General features: G+C 64.3%; 16 protein-coding genes and 2 pseudogenes. 11 read left to right on the top strand and 7 right to left on the bottom strand.

The genetic code is table 11. The features are described from left to right. Positions 1–140: 140 nt before the first annotated feature. The 3 genes and pseudogenes from ACWEO7_RS29990 (at position 141) to ACWEO7_RS29980 (ending at position 3,304) form a co-directional block, all read left to right on the top strand. Positions 141–1,150, top strand: a pseudogene (locus ACWEO7_RS29990) (dTDP-glucose 4,6-dehydratase). A gap of 1 nt (position 1,151) precedes the next feature. After that, positions 1,152–2,174 (top strand): ATP-grasp domain-containing protein, encoded by a 1,023-nt coding sequence (locus ACWEO7_RS29985; RefSeq protein ID WP_452428179.1) that lies wholly within the window; start codon positions 1,152–1,154, stop codon positions 2,172–2,174. A gap of 2 nt (positions 2,175–2,176) precedes the next feature. Continuing rightward, positions 2,177–3,304: a DegT/DnrJ/EryC1/StrS family aminotransferase gene (locus ACWEO7_RS29980; RefSeq protein WP_452428177.1), complete on the top strand. Its 1,128-nt coding sequence runs from the start codon at positions 2,177–2,179 to the stop codon at positions 3,302–3,304. On the opposite strand, the gene ACWEO7_RS29975 is transcribed toward ACWEO7_RS29980, so the two are convergent. Both ACWEO7_RS29975 and ACWEO7_RS29970 read right to left on the bottom strand, forming a co-directional pair. Beyond that, positions 3,292–4,431, bottom strand: coding sequence for a UDP-N-acetylglucosamine--N-acetylmuramyl-(pentapeptide) pyrophosphoryl-undecaprenol N-acetylglucosamine transferase (locus tag ACWEO7_RS29975; protein WP_397080372.1), 1,140 nt, complete (start codon positions 4,429–4,431; stop codon positions 3,292–3,294). The two genes, ACWEO7_RS29980 and ACWEO7_RS29975, sit on opposite strands and share 13 nt — an antisense overlap. A gap of 345 nt (positions 4,432–4,776) precedes the next feature. Further along, complete coding sequence (locus ACWEO7_RS29970) at positions 4,777–5,034, bottom strand: helix-turn-helix domain-containing protein (protein WP_356966314.1); 258 nt, start codon at positions 5,032–5,034, stop codon at positions 4,777–4,779. A 262-nt stretch (positions 5,035–5,296) separates the two neighbouring features. On the opposite strand from ACWEO7_RS29970, the gene ACWEO7_RS29965 reads away from it, so the two are divergent. The 4 genes from ACWEO7_RS29965 to ACWEO7_RS29950 all read left to right on the top strand — a co-directional run bounded on the left by ACWEO7_RS29965 (position 5,297) and on the right by ACWEO7_RS29950 (position 8,604). Beyond that, positions 5,297–5,743, top strand: a complete 447-nt coding sequence (locus ACWEO7_RS29965) for a hypothetical protein (protein WP_397080374.1) — start codon at positions 5,297–5,299, stop codon at positions 5,741–5,743. Further along, a complete protein-coding gene (locus ACWEO7_RS29960) occupies positions 5,740–6,903 on the top strand; it encodes a tyrosine-type recombinase/integrase (RefSeq protein WP_452428175.1) in 1,164 nt (387 codons plus the stop codon). The genes ACWEO7_RS29965 and ACWEO7_RS29960 overlap by 4 nt, the downstream gene beginning before the upstream one ends. A 457-nt stretch (positions 6,904–7,360) precedes the next feature. Further along, the gene (locus ACWEO7_RS29955) at positions 7,361–7,804 is read left to right on the top strand and encodes a hypothetical protein (RefSeq protein WP_397080378.1); all 444 of its coding nucleotides are present in this window, start codon (positions 7,361–7,363) and stop codon (positions 7,802–7,804) included. A 302-nt stretch (positions 7,805–8,106) separates the two neighbouring features. Continuing rightward, a complete protein-coding gene (locus ACWEO7_RS29950) occupies positions 8,107–8,604 on the top strand; it encodes a hypothetical protein (RefSeq protein WP_397080380.1) in 498 nt (165 codons plus the stop codon). A 471-nt stretch (positions 8,605–9,075) separates the two neighbouring features. Here ACWEO7_RS29950 and rmuC read toward each other — a convergent pair whose 3' ends face one another. Beyond that, positions 9,076–10,752, bottom strand: coding sequence for a DNA recombination protein RmuC (rmuC, locus tag ACWEO7_RS29945; RefSeq protein WP_397080382.1), 1,677 nt, complete (start codon positions 10,750–10,752; stop codon positions 9,076–9,078). A gap of 173 nt (positions 10,753–10,925) precedes the next feature. Between rmuC and ACWEO7_RS29940 the strand changes: the two are divergent. Both ACWEO7_RS29940 and ACWEO7_RS29935 read left to right on the top strand, forming a co-directional pair. Then, a pseudogene (locus ACWEO7_RS29940) lies at positions 10,926–11,024 on the top strand (DUF6342 family protein); the annotation flags it as partial. Positions 11,025–11,274: 250 nt separating this feature from the next. Further along, on the top strand, positions 11,275–11,658 hold the full coding sequence (locus tag ACWEO7_RS29935) for a hypothetical protein (protein ID WP_452428173.1): 384 nt from the start codon (positions 11,275–11,277) through the stop codon (positions 11,656–11,658). A gap of 372 nt (positions 11,659–12,030) precedes the next feature. On the opposite strand, the gene ACWEO7_RS29930 is transcribed toward ACWEO7_RS29935, so the two are convergent. Then, positions 12,031–12,711, bottom strand: coding sequence for a hypothetical protein (locus ACWEO7_RS29930; protein WP_452428171.1), 681 nt, complete (start codon positions 12,709–12,711; stop codon positions 12,031–12,033). 130 nt (positions 12,712–12,841) lie between these two features. After that, positions 12,842–13,090 (bottom strand): hypothetical protein, encoded by a 249-nt coding sequence (locus ACWEO7_RS29925; protein WP_397080388.1) that lies wholly within the window; start codon positions 13,088–13,090, stop codon positions 12,842–12,844. 632 nt (positions 13,091–13,722) lie between these two features. Between ACWEO7_RS29925 and ACWEO7_RS29920 the strand changes: the two genes are divergently transcribed. Further along, the gene (locus ACWEO7_RS29920) at positions 13,723–14,547 is read left to right on the top strand and encodes a hypothetical protein (protein ID WP_397080390.1); all 825 of its coding nucleotides are present in this window, start codon (positions 13,723–13,725) and stop codon (positions 14,545–14,547) included. 874 nt (positions 14,548–15,421) lie between these two features. Then, the gene (locus ACWEO7_RS29915; RefSeq protein ID WP_397080392.1) at positions 15,422–16,057 is read left to right on the top strand and encodes a hypothetical protein; all 636 of its coding nucleotides are present in this window, start codon (positions 15,422–15,424) and stop codon (positions 16,055–16,057) included. On the opposite strand, the gene ACWEO7_RS29910 is transcribed toward ACWEO7_RS29915, so the two are convergent. Further along, complete coding sequence (locus tag ACWEO7_RS29910) at positions 16,032–17,123, bottom strand: hypothetical protein (protein WP_452428169.1); 1,092 nt, start codon at positions 17,121–17,123, stop codon at positions 16,032–16,034. The two genes, ACWEO7_RS29915 and ACWEO7_RS29910, sit on opposite strands and share 26 nt — an antisense overlap. A 119-nt stretch (positions 17,124–17,242) precedes the next feature. Next, positions 17,243–17,725, bottom strand: coding sequence for an ImmA/IrrE family metallo-endopeptidase (locus tag ACWEO7_RS29905; RefSeq protein ID WP_452428168.1), 483 nt, complete (start codon positions 17,723–17,725; stop codon positions 17,243–17,245). Between the last annotated feature and the right edge of the window lie 100 nt (positions 17,726–17,825).

Below are 17,825 nucleotides of genomic sequence, written 5' to 3'. Positions count from 1 at the left end.
GAGTCCAGTTCAGCATTCCCTCACCCCCAGCGCCACCGATTCACTGAACCCACGCCCGCAGCCGTTCAGCCACCGTCGACCACGGTGGGCGCTACGGCTGAAACACGCTCAGCGGGCGAGCATTTCAGAAGGGGTAGCGGATGAACAAGGTACTCGTCACTGGTGGGGCGGGCTTCATCGGCTCGCATGTGGTGCGTCGGCTGCTGCGGCCGGAGTCCGGGTTCGAGGTGACGGTCCTCGACGCGCTGACCTACGCCGGCCACCGGGCCAATCTGGCAGATGTCCTCGGCTCGCCGCGGCTGCGGTTCGTGGAGGGCAACATTCTCGACGCGCGGTTGGTCGACTCCCTGATGCGCACACACACCGCGGTGATTCATCTGGCCGCCGAGTCGCACGTGGACCGCAGCTTCTACCAAGCAGGCAACTTCCTGACCACCAACGTGTCGGGCACGCAGGTGCTGCTGGAGGCCGCGATGCGGCACGGGATCGGTAAGTTCGTGCACGTCTCCACCGATGAGGTGTACGGGCCGCTGGCCTCCGGCGCGGCGACCGAGCAGTACCCGCTCCAGCCGACAGTGCCCTATGCCGCGTCGAAGGCGGCGTCGGATCTGGTGGCGATGTCGTATCACCGCACCTTCGGTGTCCCGGTATGTTCACTCGCTCCAGCAACAACTTCGGTCCGGGACAGTATCCGGAGAAGATCATTCCTCTGTTCATCATCCGTCTGCTCGCGGGCGAGGCGGTGACGTTGCACGGTGACGGCGGGCATGTCCGCAACTGGTTGCCGGTCGAGGACAACTGTCACGGCCTGGAGCTCGTGCTGCGGGAAGGGGTGCCGGGCGAGGTGTACAACGTCGGCGGCGGCACCGATCTGACCAACCATGAACTGACCGACCGGATCCTCGCCGAACTCGGCTTGGGGTGGGACCGTGTCCGCAACATCCCGGATCGGCGTAGCAACGACCGCCGCTACGCGATGGATTGGTCGAAGATCGCCGCGCTCGGCTACCAGCCCACGCGCGCGTTCGAGCAGGCACTGGCCGATACCGTCCGCTGGTATCGCGACAACCCCACCCGGTGGGCGCAACTGCCCCGGGAGCCATCGGCGCCGATCGCGGCGACCACACTCGACGCGGCGGGCGGTCAGTGAGATGACACAGCGTGTTCTGGTCACCGGCGTCGGTGGCCAGCCCGGCTTCGACCTGACGCGCCGACTGCTCGAACTCGGCTGTGACGTCATCGCCACCGACTCCGATCCACTCGCCAACGGTCTCCTGCTGCCCGGCGTCACCCCGCGACTGACGCCACCGGCCACAGCAGACGACTACCCCGACGAGATGCTCGCGCTGTGCCGGGAAACTCGACCGGACGCGCTGTGGCCGACCGTCGAATCCGAACTCCCCCACCTGCTTGCCATGAGCAGCGCACTGGAGAAGGCCGGGGTGCGAACGTGGCTTCCCTCGCGGCCCGCGGTCCAGGCGTGTCTGGACAAGGCGCTGTTCCATCGACTACTGACCGACCACAACATTCCCACTCCGGCCAGTTGGCTGCCCTCGCAGATCGACAAGGTACCGGACGGGGTCGCGTTGGTCGTGAAGCCGCGGCGCGGTCAGGGCTCGAAGAACGTGCTGTTCTGCTCGACGCGCGAGCAAGCCCGCCTGCTGTGCGAGCTGGTGCCCGATCCCATCATTCAAACCAAACTCAAGGGGCGCGAGTTCACCGCGGACTGCGTGGTCGACCGCGATGGCCGAGCATCGGCCGTCCTGCGGTATCGACTGCTCACCAAAGGCGGACTATCGATGGTCAGTGAAACCTTCCACGACCACCGATCGCACGACCGAGTGATCGAGACGTTGCAGACGGTCCGAGCGTCCGGACTGTGCTGCGTCCAAGGGTTTTTGGTTGACGGCGGCGGTGAGCGGGTGGTCATCACCGAGATGAATGCCCGGATCGCGGGAGGGTTCCTGCTCGCCGAAGCGGCTGGCGCGGACCTGGTCGGCCAGACACTGGCGGGACTGGGGCAACGCCGCATCGACCACGATCGGTTGACCTACAGGCCTGGCGTTCAGCTGACCAAAGCCACCACAACCCTCGCGGTCACCGAACACCCCCAGCTGGTGCCAATCAACTCAACCGGACCCATCGGTGTTCCGAGTGGGTCCCGGAAGGAGTGACGATGACGAATATCGACCCTGTGAGCAGGAACGCCAGCCCATTCCTGCACGGCACGGAGTTCGCTGCGGTGGCCGAGGCGCTGCGGGCCGGGCAATACGGCCACAACACCGCGACCGAAATATTCGAGTCCGAACTGGCGCAGTTCCTGGGTGTACCGCAGGTGGTTGCGGTTTCCTCGTGCACCGCCGCACTTCATCTCGGGCTGCTGCTGGCCGGTGTAGGGCCCGGTGATGAGGTTGTGGTGCCGTCACAGACGTTCTGCGCCACCGTGCATGCGATTCTGATGACCGGAGCGCAGCCCCGTTTCGCCGACATCGACGCCACCACACTGTGCGTCACCAGCACCACAGTGCGCGAAGCGATCACCCCCCGCACCCGCGCGGTAGTGCCCGTCCTCTACGGCGGCCGCGCGATCGACCTCAGCGACCTGCGCTCAGAGTTATCTGAGCGAGGTATCACGGTGGTCGAGGACGCCGCGCACGCCTTCGGCTCCCGCCTCGGCCCGGTCCGGGTCGGCGCCACCGGCACGCTGACAGCGTTCTCCTTCGGACCGATCAAGAACTTGACCTGCGGCGAAGGCGGCGCCTTAATTCCCCGCACACGTGAGCAAGCCGATCGAGCACGCACCCTGCGGCTACTCGGGGTCAGCCAGTCTCAAGCCGCCCGTATCCGCTCGACCACCTACCACGTCGACAGCTTCGGGTTGCGCTACCACCTCTCAGCGCTGCACGCGGTCATCGGGAGCGCGCAACTAGCCCGTTTCGACTCGATCGAAACCACCCGCAAAACGCTGTGGCGTGCCTATGCCCGCGCGCTGGCGGACGTGGACGGCGTGAGATTGGTCGACGTCGACGTGCAGCACAGTGTGCCGTTCAACTGCGTGGTACGAGTCGCCAACCGCGACAGCGTGTTCGCGTTCATGCGTGACCGCGGGATCGGTGTCGGGGTGCATTACCCGCCCAACCACAACCAGCCAGCATTCACCCGATGGTCGCGACCGCTGCCGGTCACCGAGGCGACAGCCCGCGAGATCATGAGCCTGCCGTTCCATCCGGCTATGACCGAACCGGACGTCGCCCGGGTGGTCGTGGTACTCCGGGATGCGATCACCACCTGTCAGCGGTCTTGACCGGCGACGGAGATCAGCAGGTTTGTCAGCGCCGCAGCTGCGTCGGGTCGCCCGTGCTCGCGGGCACGCGCGGCTATCGCTGCTCGGCGGCCAGGGTCGCCGAGCAGCGGTTCGATCGCTTCGCGCAAGGCCTGCGCTGAGACGTCCCCGAGCAGCGCGACCGCCGCTGTATGTTCGGCGAGTGTGGTGGCGTTGTGGGTTTGCTCGTTGCCCGCCGAGGACGCCAAAGGGATCAACACCGATGCCTTCCCCAGCGCGGTGAGCTCCGCGATGGTGCCCGCGCCGCTGCGCGAGATGACCACATCAGCCAACGCGAACACATCCGCCAACTCCGGGCCGATGAAGTCGGTAACCACATACCGTCCGCGCAACGCTGCGTCGAGGGTAGCGGCGTGCTCGCGGAGTTCGATGATCGATGTCTTGCCGCATTGATGGATCACGTTGGCTCGCTGGAGCAGCCACGGCAACAGCTCCCGCACGACACGGTTGATCTGGACCGCGCCTTGGGCACCTCCAGTGACATAGACGGTCGGCAAGCTGCGGTCGAAACCGTCAGCGCCTAGAGCGGCGACAGCTTTGTCAGCGTCGCCGTCGAACAACTCCGGCCGAACAGGGTTACCAGTGACCATGGACTTCGCCGCAGCGCGGTGGGGCAGCAGCGCCAGACTGGACTCCGACGACAGTGCCACGCGAGTCGCAAGACGGGCCAGCACCCGATTGGCCAGGCCCAAACGGACAGTCTGCTCGTGCACCACCAGCGGCCGACGCCGCAGCCAGGCCGCCAACCCGATCGGCACGGTGACGTAACCGCCGGTCGCGAGCACCACATCCGGTCGGAACCGGCCCACCGTGCGCCAAGCCTGGGCGATACCGAGTGGGATGTGCAGCATGTCCATAGCGTTGGCGCGAGTAATCATCTTCAAAGGGTTGGCCGCGCGACGAACCTTGCCGGTCGCCACCGCAGTGAATCGGATACTCTCGCCAGCCGCGACCCTTGACTCCAACCCGCCGCCCTGCCCGACCCACAGCACCTCGAGCCGACGCCCGCTGTCGGCCAGTTCCTCACGCAGCGCTCGAACTGTGGTGACCGCGGGATATATATGGCCACCGGTACCACCGGCGGCCACGATCAGCCGAACATCCGAATGCCGCGGACCTGTCGAGTTCCCGTTGATGGCTGTGCTCCCAATGATCGCGCCGAGGTCCGTTCTAGGTGAGTGCCCGAGATTATCAGTCGGGCCGGCCGACAGGTGTGAACGGCGCGAGCTGCGTACGACTGCTACCAGCTATAAGTACAGGACGCCGGGGGGACGGCTTTGCCGCGGTGCTGCAAGGGTCCTGCGCTGTCAGCAACCAAAACAGACTAGTACCGGACGACTCGAACCCAACCGTTCGCACCGCGCACTCTCCGATGGGTCAATTCGGTGGCTGCACTGTCCCTTTCGCCACACGTCTGCCCCTGTCGAGACTGCCTACACCAAGTCCGCCGGGACAGGAAGATCGTCCATCAACTGTCCCGGCGTCGTCTGCAGACCGGCAGCAAACTTCATGATGTTCTCTACCCGCGGACTGCGTTGCCCGCGTTCGACTTGCCCGAGGTAGGTCCAGTGGACTCCGCACGCATGCGCGGCAGCTTCTTGGCTCCAGCCGAGTTCGGTCCGGCGGGCACGCACGCGTGCTCCGAACGCCGCAGCGGTCGGATTGAGCGCGGGCTTGCCTGGACTGGACATGTCGGCCCAAGCACATACGTCCCACGCGCATTGATCCAGAGCGTAATCGTCCTATGCACTACCATCCCATGGATAAACGTCCTATAATCCTGGTCCGCGACGATGCGACCCATCACACGAAGCGCATCCGCTCGCCGCTTCCTCAGCACGACACCGTGTCAGAACCACTTCTCGGCAACCTTGCAGTGAATGCACGTCCGTTTTCAACGAAGAGATCGGAGCTCGAGATGCAGGTCATTGGCGCCGGCCCGGCGGGAGTCGTATGACACCGATTACCCGGCCCGCGGGGACAACCGCTGCGGCGGTTCCCGCAACGATCCCGGCGCTCCCGTTGCCGGATCTGGCTGTGCTGTCGCCTATTCGCGGCGAGCGCGAACACTACGCCGTGTCGGCCATGACCCACCACGGCCGCTTGTGCTTGAAACGAATCACCGACGAGCTGGGCTGGTCGGATCTGCGAACTCTCGCGGTGGATACCGATGCCGGCGCAGTCGTGCTCACGCCCGGATCGACGCCACGATCGGCGGCACTGCGCGACGGCTGGATCTTTCTCTCAGCCGACATACGCCGCGGATGTCTGCTGCACCCCGGCGATCAGGTCCTGATGGTCGGGTCCGTGAGCCGGTCATCAGTGCGGCTCTATCCCCCGCACGTGCTCACAGCCATCCTCACCGCCCACCACCGACACACCGCAGAGGAGTCGCGGTGAAAGACGAGTCTGCGGTTGCCGCCGCCCGCGTGCTTCTCGACCAACTCGGCATCCGTCCCGAACAACTGCTGGACATCACGGACGCAACCGGATCGGCACCTGCCGAGAAACCGTCCTCGACTCAGGCGAGGCTTGCCGGTGCACCGGGGTCGAGGACGATTCCGACATTCGCTGCCTACGTTGCGTTGGTCGAGGCGGCGGCTTCCCCGGGCTCGTTACGCAACTACGGGCCGTATTGGAAGCGGCTTGTCGAGGTGTGGGGCAGCCGGTTGATCACCGAGCCCAGCGCCCTCGAGATTCGGGCATTGGCCGAACATGCGAAGAAACATGCTGTGGTGCGGCGCAACTCTCGCGGCGGACGCAGTGCCTACGAGCACATGCTCGCGGCGATCCGGCGGGTGTACCGGCACGCCTGTGACGACGGCTACCTCACCGACAACCCGGCCCTGCGAGTACCCAAGAACCGACGGCCGCCGAGTGGCCGCCACGCCCTCAACGACCAGCAGCTGTCGGAAATCTTCCATGCCGCGGCCACCACAGGCAACGACCGCGAACTCGACGCGCTCATCCTGCGCCTGCACGTCGAAACCGCCTGCCGGCGAGGCGGAGTACTGAATCTTCGAATCCGAGACCTCGACCCCCGCTACAGCCAGGTCTACCTCCGCGAAAAGAACGATACGACACGTTGGCAACCGATTTCCCCCACCCTCATGCACCACCTGCAGGACCACATCCGCCAACGTCCCTCCTCCCGCGCCTCTCGCCAGGACCGATCCGACAACGCTTTAGTCCTGCGTTACAGCAACGGCCGACACCTCACTTCCCGCCGGTACGACCACCTCTGGAACCGGCTGCGCGAACAGCTGCCTTGGGTCGCCGCCTACAACGTCAGCGCCCACTGGCTGCGTCACACCACCCTCACCTGGGTTGAACGCAACTTCGGCTACGCCGTCGCCCACGCCTACGCCGGCCACACCGATGCCACCGGCGACACCGGATCAACCACGACCTACATCCGCGCCACCCATGAAGAAGTCGCCCACGCGCTCACAGCCCTCACCAACGAACTCCACCCACTCGATCGCGGACCCACACAAGCACCGACACAGCCCGCAACCTCCACCCGTCACCCGTGGATCTCCGACAGGTCTCTACGGTGAGTGCCAGGCCGCCCTCCGGCTCGGCGCCTCATCCTCCGGACTCACGTGTCCGGTCCCTCCGCCGAGATCTGGCTGAGGAGGCCAGATCTTCGCCGGTCGGCGTTGCGGTGGCGGGTTCTGGTCTCCGAGGCTCGCATCGCCCCTGGACGACACCTCACGAGGGGCATACTGGGGGAATGACCTCAAAGCCGTCCGTGACTACGCCGATGCCCATGATCAATAGCTGGCGGCGATAACCAATCGCGGCCCCTGAACCAGGCAAACCGGTCCAGAGGCCGCGATCAGGGGTATTCGTACCTGAGCGTTCGCTCGGTAATTTACAAAGCAACTGTATGCGAACCCGAGCGAGGCATACAAACTCGGGCCGAACGGCTCAGCCGATGGCAAGCCGGTCTGCGAAGGCGTGTCCTGAGCAGAGTATCGATTACGGACCAGCGGGTTGTGCTGCAATATAGCTATGAGCACGCCGCTGGTCGATGTTCAGCAACAAGCGTCTCAGCTGGGTGCCGCTGTAGCCGCCACGATCCCCGCGGGAACCGCTGACAATCTCCTCATCGGCAGCTGGAACCTGCGCATGTTCGGCAACCTCAGCCGCACCTGGCAAGCCACCTCCACCGACTCCCCCAAACGTGACTGGCGCGCGGTCACCTTCATCGCCGAGGTGATCTCCCGACTCGACGTGATCGCCCTGCAAGAAGTCCACCGCAACACCACCGCCCTCACCTTTCTCCTGGAGCAACTCGGCCAGCACTGGCACGTCATCGCCTCCGACGCCGCCGAAGGCGACGCAGGAAAAAACGACGAACGCCTCGCCTTCGTCTACAACTCCCGCCGCGTCCAACCCTCCGGACTCGTCGGCGAAATCGTGCTACCACCCATCGCAGACACACCGGTCCGCTAATTCGCCCGCGCTCCCTACGCCGCCAGCTTCATCGACGCCACGACCGAATTCATCCTCACCACTGTGCATGTCCTGTGGGGGAGGTTGTCGTTCCAGTCCGTTTTTGCGGTCGGCCCGTGAGCGCATCCATCGCGCGAACGCGGTGACTTCCGGCAGTCGTTGCGCTGGATTGTATCCGCCGAGTAGCCCTTCGGCCGCAGACTCCACGCCCTGATCGCCGCAGACTCCGAAACCCCGTCCCGGCATGCAGAGGCCGCCCCGCTGCTCGCGGCAGCGCCTGGACGAGGCACTAGATTGATCGTGTGGTTACCGCGTTGATCGCCATAGCAGGGACACTCCTGGGATCTATTGTCACCCATTACTTCCAGAGGGCTACAGCTGACAGGACAGCCCGTCAGAACTTCTCTGAGCGCTTGCGACAAGACCGATTGAATGCCTACAACGCCTTCGCGGCTTCGGCCAACGAGTATCGCCATCATCAGATCGAACGGTGGCACCGGCTCAGGCAGGATCCTGATGCAGAGGTGAACTCCAGGCCGGAATCGTATTCAAGGAAGTCGGTGCTGCGGTCGGAACAATTCCGGATCAAGCTTCTTACCAACGATGCTCGACTCCAGCAGTTGGCGGACGAGGCGATCGAGGCGATACGGTCTATCCAGCGAACCGGTGTCAGCCCTGCAAGTGTCGAGGAGCATGAGGTGCTGTACAAGAAGGCGACAGCGGCGATCGACGCGTTTGTTCTGCACGCAGCAACCGACGTTCAGCGGCAGTCTTCACAGGACCTGCCCCAACGTCAGTAACGTAGGGCAGTACAACGGCGGGGTAATGTCTCACTCGACGACACCCGAGACTACTTCCGGCATCGGGCGAGGCCATCGACAGGTCGCGTCGACGACAACGGCGGTGTGACTGCAGATGACCTTCAATCAGTCGCAGTCAATATGGGTGAGTCCGGAGGCGAATCCGATCCTTCGCCCCGCCCCTACGCCAAATCGCTCCACGACCACGCCTCCGCCGGAGCTGCGTCGGGTTTGTTGACCATGCTCATCGAACGTGGCGACGGCCGGCAGCCACAGCTATAGCGGCTGATCTCCGGAACTCCCGCAGACGCGCCAACTCCTACGAGCGGAGTCGCCTGGACAACGAGCGCGGCAGCAATCGCGAATCGGGGAAGTCGAGGCCGGAGATGAGGTCGAAAAACTGTGGTTCCGCGCGATTGGTGAGCTGGCGGCGTGGAAGCGCTGATCGCCAGCCCACCAAGACCAAGGTGGTCAGGCCGCTGACGTACTGTCGCCGTCGAGTTCGGCTCGGGGGCCGGCGATCTGACGCGGCGTCAGATCGACCGTGTCCAGCTCACGGATCGAGGTCTCCGCGCCCTGCAACTCGTTGACCTTGCGGCCTTGGGGAAGCACGCGATGCTCCAGACAGCCCACCATCGAGTTGAAGTTCTGCACCGTCTTGCCGAGATTCGCGCCCAGACTCCCCACATGCTCAGCGAGTTTGGCAAGGCGTTTGACCAGCTCTTTGCAGGTGTCCACGGTGGACTGCAGGTTGGTCGCTGCCTTGTCGTAGCGCAGCACCGCCGCGGCCGACTGCAGGATCACCAGCAGGCTGGTCGGGGTGGCGAGGATGACCTTCTTGTTCGCGGCGTATTCCCACAGACCGCGGTCGTGCTCCCACGCCCCGTACAGGAACGAGTCCGAGGGCACGAACATCACCACGAACTCCGGCGACTTGTTCGGCAGCAGCCAGTACTTCTTTGCGGCGAGCTGGTCGATGTGGGTGCGAACGTTTTTGGCATGCGCCGCGAGCCGTTGCTGCTGTTCGGCTTCGTCGCGCGCGTCGGCAGCGTCGATAAGCGCGTTGAACGACGCCTTGGCGTCGACGACGACTGCCATATCGCTGCTGATGTTGACGATCAGGTCCGGTCGCTGGGCACCGTGGTCGGTGTTGAAGGTCGGCTGATTGTCGAAGTTGATCAGGTTCGTCATGCCGGAGGCTTCGATCACCGCCTGCAGGGTCTGCTCGCCCCACTGACCACGGGCCTCGGGTCTGCGGAACACGTTTTTCAACTGTCCGATCTCCTTGAGCACCTCATTGCTGGACATACGCACCATGTCCCGGTCGGTGCTCATCTGCTTCAGCTGCTCACCCAGCGCGGCCTTGGCGCTGGCATTTTCCTTGCTGACCTCGGCCATGTGGGCGTTTGTTTTGTTGATCAACGCCACCACCGGCTTGACCATCTCATCGAATGAGCTCTCCCGCTTGTCGAGCTCACGCGCGGTCGCCTGCGCGCGCTGCTCCGCCAGGTCGGTGAACTGCTTGACCAGTGCGGCGCCGGCCGCGTTCAGCGCGTCCGTGGTCAGCTGTGTGCTGACTTCTTTCATGTCGGTGTGCACGCCTCGCACCAGCGCGAGCTCCTCGTCGTGACGCGCTCGCAGCGCGGCGAGCTCTTCGTCACGGCGTTCCCGCAAGGCGGCGAGTTCGGTCTGAGCCGTCGTGCGCGCGGTGGTCTCGTCCTGCATTTGTCCGCGCAACTTCGCGAGCTGATCAGCGGCGTCGACCCGCTCTCGTTCAACCTGGCCGAGCGCGACGTCGCGCTCGGCACGCACCTGCGTCACCGCAGCGTCGCGTTCACATCGAGCCTCCTCCACGGCGAAATCTCGCTCCTGGCGGGATTGTTCACCAGCGGCGTCGCGTTCGCGACGCATCTGTTCGGCCGACTCTCGCCAGCTCCTCGCTTGTTCCTCGGCGACGGCCGCACGGCCTCGCCCCACTATGAATCCCGCTCCTCCTGCGAGGCTGGCCACCACAATCACCATCACCACGAACACGCCAATTCCGATCAAGTCGAAACCTTCCTGAACGTCGATGCGACCCCTGCCCGTGGTGAGCAGGGGAAGTGGAACTACGTCCGGCCCAGCGCTCGCCGGAACGCGCAGGGACATCTACCACCACCCACCGACACAAACCTTCAGTGACTGACCTGCGAAAACAAACTGGGCGCAACGTTTCTCGGCGCTGATTTTCGGGGTCCGGAAACCTCGGCCGGATTGAATGCCAGGTCTAGGTCAGCAGCGAGCGGGGCCGCTGGCAGCCGGTCAGGCCCTTCACAACCCACCACGGCAATCAGAAGAAGATCATCGCCGCGCTGGACTCCAATGGCGACCTCTATGTCGCGGGTCGGATGATCACCAGACAGACCAACTTGGGCCACTGAACCGGCGCCGCGACCGACCGTGTGTCGTGTCGCGGTCCGTTTCTGCCGAGCTGGTCTCCGGTCAGAATGGAACTTCGCTCAAGGGATCCGGGATCCGGTCCGCCAGCTCGGTGCGGGCGCGGTCGCGGATCGCGAGGTACTCCTCGTCGGTGAGGTCGGCGGCGAATTGCATAGCCACCAGCCCGTCCTCGAGGCTCTGCACCGTGGGGCGTGATCGCTGATCTGGTCTGGGTTCCGCATTCTGAGTGACATGGTCGACGTTTCCCAAGGCCGCCTGCGTGGCGTGTTCATCATCGAAAGTTTCCGTCCTGATGCCGCTTTGCCGAATCTGGACATCGCCGTGGACGCCATTACACGGATTCGGCCCGCTTCCCCGGGGCCCGAGCAACCGGGCATCTGGACACTGGTCGAGTTCGAGGCCGCCGACGCAGCTGCCGAACGGCTAGCCGCAACGTTCGCCGCTGCACTCCAGCCGGGCCCCTCGTATATCGACTTCCATACTGCGGACACGACCTTTGTGGTTTTCGCGGGACGTGTGTTCAGATACGCCCCCGGCGACGCCGAAGCGCGTTCCCTCGCGGTGGCTCATGGCCGAGAAGTCGGTGTTTCTGAAGATCAGCTCGATTGGACCTGAACCCGCTTTGCGAGCCCGGCTCGGCGGACTGTTCATAATCGGGCGGTTTTGAGAAGGCCGACGGGCGGGCATTGCGACGGACCGGCCGATTTCGATGAGTCGCTGCCGGTTTCGCGTGATGACCGGTGTCAGGGGTGAGGCCGGGGCGCCGACGGATGTGAGTGTTCGAAGTCGTGTTCAGTGCTCACAGCGGGTTCGGGCTGACTGGAGAGGACTTCGATCATCGGCGTGTCTCGACCGGCAGTAGGCATATCGTTGTCGGGCATGGCAACAGCAGAGATTTCGATGGACGATGCCCTGTTCGCTCGCGTGCGGGAGGCGGCCGGGGAGAACCTGTCGGAGTGGATCGCCACAGCGTGCCTGCGTCGGCTGCTAAGTCAGGGCGTGCGAGCCGCGGTCGTCTGGGAACGTGAGCACCCAGCCGAGGCCACTGCCGCGCGGGCGGAGGAGGCGGCACGGCAGCTGGAGGCCGAGGCCGAGGCCGAGGTTCGCTACCAGGCAGACGAAGCGGCCCGCCGCCGCGGTGGTGAGGGCGCCGAACCCACGGCCGAGGAGATCGCCGCGGCCGAGGCCCGTGTCCGGGCGCTGTTCGAGCGAGCCGACCGGCAACTGCGAGAACAGCAGGAAGGTGGGCAGTGAACTCCCCCGCGCTTCCCGAGGTTGCGGCTCGCGGCTAATGTGCGGGCCGGTCGGTCGGTTGCAGGGTCCGGCGGCTCGGCAGCCCAAGCATTCCCATGCGGAGGCGTTGCCGCGTGCGGCGGCGTCGGCGACGTGCGGGCCGATACCCCAGGACAGTTCGCCGCCGCAGTGCGGGCAGGTGCTCGGCAGGTCGTCGGGTGCGTTCACCGGGATGAAGGTGTTGTCGATCGGGTAGCCCACACTGGCCAGTGCTTCGGCGGCGGCCCGTTCCACCTCGATATACCAGTCCTGCACCTGGGCGGGCCGCAGCGCAACCGGCTCGTCGGGGACCGAGATCACCTCACCGCGGGCAGCGGCCTGGGCGGCGAACTGCTCGGGAATCCGGTCGCGATGAGCCGCGCAGGTGCGCAGCACCGCGGCGTGTCGACTCGCCTGGCCACCATTTGGACTGGCCCAGGTGCCACGGTTCGGTGATACCGAGGGCGAGGGCGGCCAACTGCCCAAGATGGCCGAATCGGCCGGTGCCTCACCGCGGCCGCAGTGCTCACTGCTTGATCTTCTCCAGCGGGTACTGAGCGAGGGAAAACACCGCGATCGCGTAGACGGCCAAGCCGACCGGAACGGCCAGCGGGATCCGTCCGTCCGGGTCGGAGGCCACCCACAGCGCGTATCCGGCCGGCGGCAGGCACAGCAGCGCGGCCGCGGTTTCACACCACGCGACGAGGTCGTTGGCCTTCTCGCGACGTGCCGGATCGGTCAGGGTGGTGTCGGAGAGTCTTCCCGTAGCCCTCACTGGGACTTGTCACCACCCCTCGGAAGCCTTTCACGGCCACGAATGTGCAGTTGAGTGCCACCAGGATGAAGATCAATGCGACGACAAAAGACTGCAGCACTATTCCCCGAAGCATCGTCCTGCGACAGGAGGACCTGCGCGTCGGTCTGCATACCCATCCGATCGTATCCTCGTGTCGCGACGGTTGCCGGTGGAGACCCGACGATTCATGGCGGTGGTCGAGCGGATTGCATCGTGGTGGCGGCGGTGAAGGAGCGCATGCGACAACATCTTTCGACGCTCGTGGACGATCTCGATCCCGGGCAATATCCGAGGGCCAGCTGAGGGGAGGTAGGAAGTGGATCTCATCCACGATCCCACGCCGAACAAGCGCCATCATGCTGGGTAGGCATGGTCTACCAGAGGGATGGGTCCCCTGCGTGAGGCGACCTATCCACCCCGGATTCGCATTGCGCCCGAGATCCGACGTCACCCGCAGAAGGCCATGTCGCGCCAAGGCGAGCGCTCCCACAATCGCGAACGGCGCTGCATAGAAGCGACTCTAGTTCCCCGTCGCGCCAGGGGGGCCGAAGGTTGACGAAAGTCGTTCTGTCGCAGAGGCTTATCGGCGGCGTGGCATCTACACTGTCCGGGTGACAGTGGCAGTCTGGGTCAAGGTATTCGACGGCATCGTTCTGTCAACCGACTCCGCGACAACCCTCGCGCATCCCTTGGGCGAGCAGGTCTACAACAACGCCGACAAGATCTTCAACCTCCACCGAGCCTTGCCTGTGGCCGCGATGACTTGGGGGCTCGGCCACATAGGCCCAGCCAGCATCTCAACGTTGTCCAAAACATTGCGTCTTCGACTCATGGGACGAGACCCTGGCCACCCCGACTGGGAGGTCGATACTCACGACTACACGGTGGAACAGATCGCCCAGAGGGCAGCCGAACTTTTCGCCAATGCGACTGCTGAAGCGGCCCTGCCCCGGCTACCAGGAGAAATGGGCTATCTGGTGGCTGGGTACTCGGCTGGCTCAGACCAAGCCGAAGCTTGGCTGCTGAAGTTTCACGACACGACGACTCACCCTGAGCCATCCCCTGTGCTGGGGCCCGACGAGTACGGCTTCCGCGCCTATGCCAAGCCTGCAGCAGTCGAACGATTGTTCAACGGCTACGACGCTCGGCTCGAAGCCGCGCTGAAGAACAAGATCGCCAAGTCTTCGCACCCTGAGATCGACAAGATCCTCTCGGCCCAAGCCGTGGATCCAGTACCAGCGGGGATGCCGCTGCCTGATGCGATCGCGCTGGCGCGATTCATGGTGGAAATCACCACAGGGTTCACCCGCTTCAAGCTCGGGCCCGATACAGTGGGAGGACCGGTTGAGGTAGCTTCCATCAACTTGCACGAAGGCTTCCGGTGGATCGCCCGCAAGCACTACTTCACCGCTGAGCTCAACCAAGGAGAGCCCTGATGACCATCCATCTCAAGCGAGGTGCTAGCAAGCAACAAGCTGCCTCCGCAGACTCGCGAGGATCGGTCTTCCAATCCGGGGGCCAAACCAAACAGATGTCTGCGCGCCCAAAGGTCTCGCCGAGTCAACCGAAAACCACAAAGAAAAACAGCTAGGCCTGTTCAACCCCGGTTCGGCGTTGAGTGCAGCTAGGGACCCATAGGCGCGTACAGCTGGGTGGCGGTGGCGGCCGGACTATGCGGTGCATCTCACTGATGGGCTACGCCCAAGGGGCAGGTCGATAGGGCATCCGGCCGCTCACAGGGGCAGAGTGTCACGACGTGGACTGTTGCGGCACGTCCGAGTGGCCTGGACAAAAGCGGCTGCCAGTCTCTCGCATCGTCTCGTCGTTCTGATCGCTGACGACCACCACTGGGCAAACCGAGAAATATCTCAACTAGTAGGGATGGCAGCGCCAGATCCATCGGGTCGACTCGGGGTGCGAAACACCTCAGCAGCGGCCCACCTCATCGCTGCGCTGAAGTGCGCATTGACGGGGTACGGTCACCTGGTTGCGGTCGGATGGGCATCGGCGGGTGTCCACCGGATCGGCAGATGCCGCCCGCGCTGTCCGGCATAGCGATCGCTCGAACTGGCTGGGTGGCGATGGTCGGGGCTGGCAATCAAGGGGTTAGTCTGTCCGGGCTCAAGCAAGACCGAGCATTCGGCACGAGCGTGCACTACGGTCCGATTCGTGATCTGCTGAGCAAGGTTCGCTTGCATGACCGGGGCGGATCAGTGGTGACTTCGTTGTTATGCAGGCGGTGGGGGCATGGGGTGCAGAACAGCGCTAGCCCCTGCTCAACGGGTTGGTGGAAGTAGGGATGGAGGCGTCGTGAGTCGTGCTGGTGTGGCTGAGGCGGCACGGGCTGTCGTCAAGGCTGGGCACACCACTGACGCGCTGGAGCGATGTTCCACGGCTGTTGTGCGGATGTTCGGCACTGCTGCCGGTGTCGCTTACCGCTCGGACACTGCAGAAATATCACGACGTCAGGAGGCTGGTCTTGCAGCGGTCACGCAGATGGATCTGCTGGATGCGCTGATGGGGTTGCCGGTCGGTTTGCCTGTTGCTGTTGCCGACCTTACCGATCATGAGCGTCGGCTTCTGCGGCGGGCGCCGGTCGGTGTGCTCGACAGTGATGGCAGCTACTACACCAGGCGCGCTGTCGCGCCGCTGTCGGCGCAGTTCGCCGTCGTGGCCGGCCGGTCCTGGAAGGACGCTTTGCGCTCGGCGGGTCAATTCGCGCCGTTCTGCAGTCGTGCGATGTTGTTACGATCGGTTCCGGACGACCTGTCCGAAGCACGGGCACAAGCGTCGTTCTTCGGGATCGGAATCTGCGTTTTCGACGGCAACGGGTTGCGCATGTTGGTGGACCCGCAGCCTTACGTGCGCCACCGGTTCTCGTGCGGTCAGTGGTGGTTTGCTGAGGAGCTGCATCGGCAGCTCATCGGGTCCGGGCTTGGCGGGTAGTTCCCGGTACCGACCACCATGGGGGCAGCTCCGCCCACGCCTTCAAAGTCTTGGAGACCTGGAAGGCATCGGGCTGGTTGATCTGAGCGTTGACGATGTCAGCATGAGTAGCAGCGGTCGCGCATCTGTTCTTCCACCACAGCGCCCTGTGCGCCAGGGTGGGTTGGGCCTGCAGATCCTTCACCCAGGAAGCCCATGTGTGCAGGCTGTGGCGATGGGCGGCGTCGGCGTCGTCTCTGCTGAGGAATGTATCCAGCGGACGCTCTCCGCATGAGGCGCAGTGGCATACCGGTGGTCGTGTGTCGGCGAATCGACGCGCGAGTGTCGAGCCCTTGTAGAAGGACATGAGCTGCTCGAACAACACGCTGGGTGACTGATCTGTCTGGATGGCCTTTGGCGTCTGACCGAAAGGAACCATGTGGCGCTGACTGCCCCCGGTGCCGATCGAGGTTGCGAAGGCGCCATGACTCATAACGTCGAAGCCCGTGAGGTCGGTTCGCAGCACGGCGGTGCTGCCGACTTCGGCCACTAGTCGCCGGAGATTGCCGACGGCGTCCTTGTAGCGTTCCAGCGGATCGAACTGCCCGCCCAGGAACACCGCTTTAGGCTTGTCGAGCCGGGCCAGGACCGCGATGAGGTGGTCGATGAGGTCGTTCTTGAGCCATGCGATGTCCAAGGGCACGCTCACCAGCACATCGTCTCGCTCGATCTGATCGGCTGCCCGAACCACGGCTCTGAGGGCGTCGCTGTCGCCAGCGGTCAGATATCCGGTGGGTGTGAGAGCCAGGGTTGCGCCGCAGTCCCGTTGTGCCTGTAGGAATTCTTCCAACGTCATAGGAAACAGCCGCTGTTGGCTGTCTGTGTTGTCGTCGACAACGAACGGGTCTTCTTCGGTTGCCAGGGCGCGGCGGTAGCCCTCGGGATCACGGAGCAGCACGAGATCTGGATGGTTCTGCCGGAGTTCTTTGATCCCGGCAGCGGCGGTTTTGCCGCTCAGGACCAATCCTGCAATGCTCGACGGGAGTGGAACGATCGCCCGTGCGGTGATTCGGTTGGTATGCAGCATGATTCGGTCGTTGAGCACTCCGACCGTCCCCGGTACTGGTCTCGGCCGGGTCTGGTGGGCGATCTCTGGCAGCACGCCATCCCGATCGCCAGAGTGGCCATTGGACCTAGCCGATCCCGTCATCGAACATCCTCCCGACGTGTGGGGCTGCTTCTGCGAAGCCAAGGATCTTTCGAACAAGCCGCATCGCGGAGCGGCCCTGCGGCGTAGAGGCTTACGAATTCGTCTGGTGTCAAGAACGCTGACCGAGCCAACTCTGTGACCTCGGTCCCCCTACTGACGTGCCATGTGACGATCGAATCGACCGCGGTCGGGACCTCTGGTTCCAAGGCGCTAGGCTCGCTGGTTCGGTAGCCGAGGCTGGACATCTCCACCGCGAGAGTCCGGTACTGCCAATCACTGAGGACGCCGAGCGTGTGGGCACGGCGCAGCAGCGCCCACATCGAGACTTTCCACTCCTCTTTGATGTCGAGCAGCCGACCGACAGTCAGTGGATGGGATTGCAACGCACCGCGGATGCCTCGTATGGGCATCAACAACTCGGCGGCGAAGCTGTTGGCTTGCTTCTCTTGATCCGGATGCGGGATCCGATGCATGACCATGTGACCTAGTGCCGCGTCCGGGAAGGTTGATGCTGTAACCCGCCACTCGGGGTGGCGGGTTGATCATCGGCTGGTGTCCGGTGATGCTGCTGGTGGAGGT

It is taken from the genome of Nocardia sp. NPDC004260, from assembly GCF_053603155.1.
Note: the sequence above shows the minus strand (reverse complement) of the source record. Positions and strands in the feature narration are given on the sequence as shown.

Coding starts and splice junctions, on each gene's coding strand:
- ACWEO7_RS29905 (WP_452428168.1), bottom strand. CDS start 17,725: ATGGTCATGCATCGGATCCCGCATCCGGATCAAGAGAAGCAAGCCAAC.
- ACWEO7_RS29965 (WP_397080374.1), top strand. CDS start 5,297: ATGACACCGATTACCCGGCCCGCGGGGACAACCGCTGCGGCGGTTCCC.
- ACWEO7_RS29935 (WP_452428173.1), top strand. CDS start 11,275: ATGGTCGACGTTTCCCAAGGCCGCCTGCGTGGCGTGTTCATCATCGAA.
- rmuC (WP_397080382.1), bottom strand. CDS start 10,752: ATGTCCCTGCGCGTTCCGGCGAGCGCTGGGCCGGACGTAGTTCCACTT.
- ACWEO7_RS29955 (WP_397080378.1), top strand. CDS start 7,361: ATGAGCACGCCGCTGGTCGATGTTCAGCAACAAGCGTCTCAGCTGGGT.
- ACWEO7_RS29910 (WP_452428169.1), bottom strand. CDS start 17,123: ATGCTGCATACCAACCGAATCACCGCACGGGCGATCGTTCCACTCCCG.
- ACWEO7_RS29980 (WP_452428177.1), top strand. CDS start 2,177: ATGACGAATATCGACCCTGTGAGCAGGAACGCCAGCCCATTCCTGCAC.
- ACWEO7_RS29985 (WP_452428179.1), top strand. CDS start 1,152: ATGACACAGCGTGTTCTGGTCACCGGCGTCGGTGGCCAGCCCGGCTTC.
- ACWEO7_RS29970 (WP_356966314.1), bottom strand. CDS start 5,034: ATGTCCAGTCCAGGCAAGCCCGCGCTCAATCCGACCGCTGCGGCGTTC.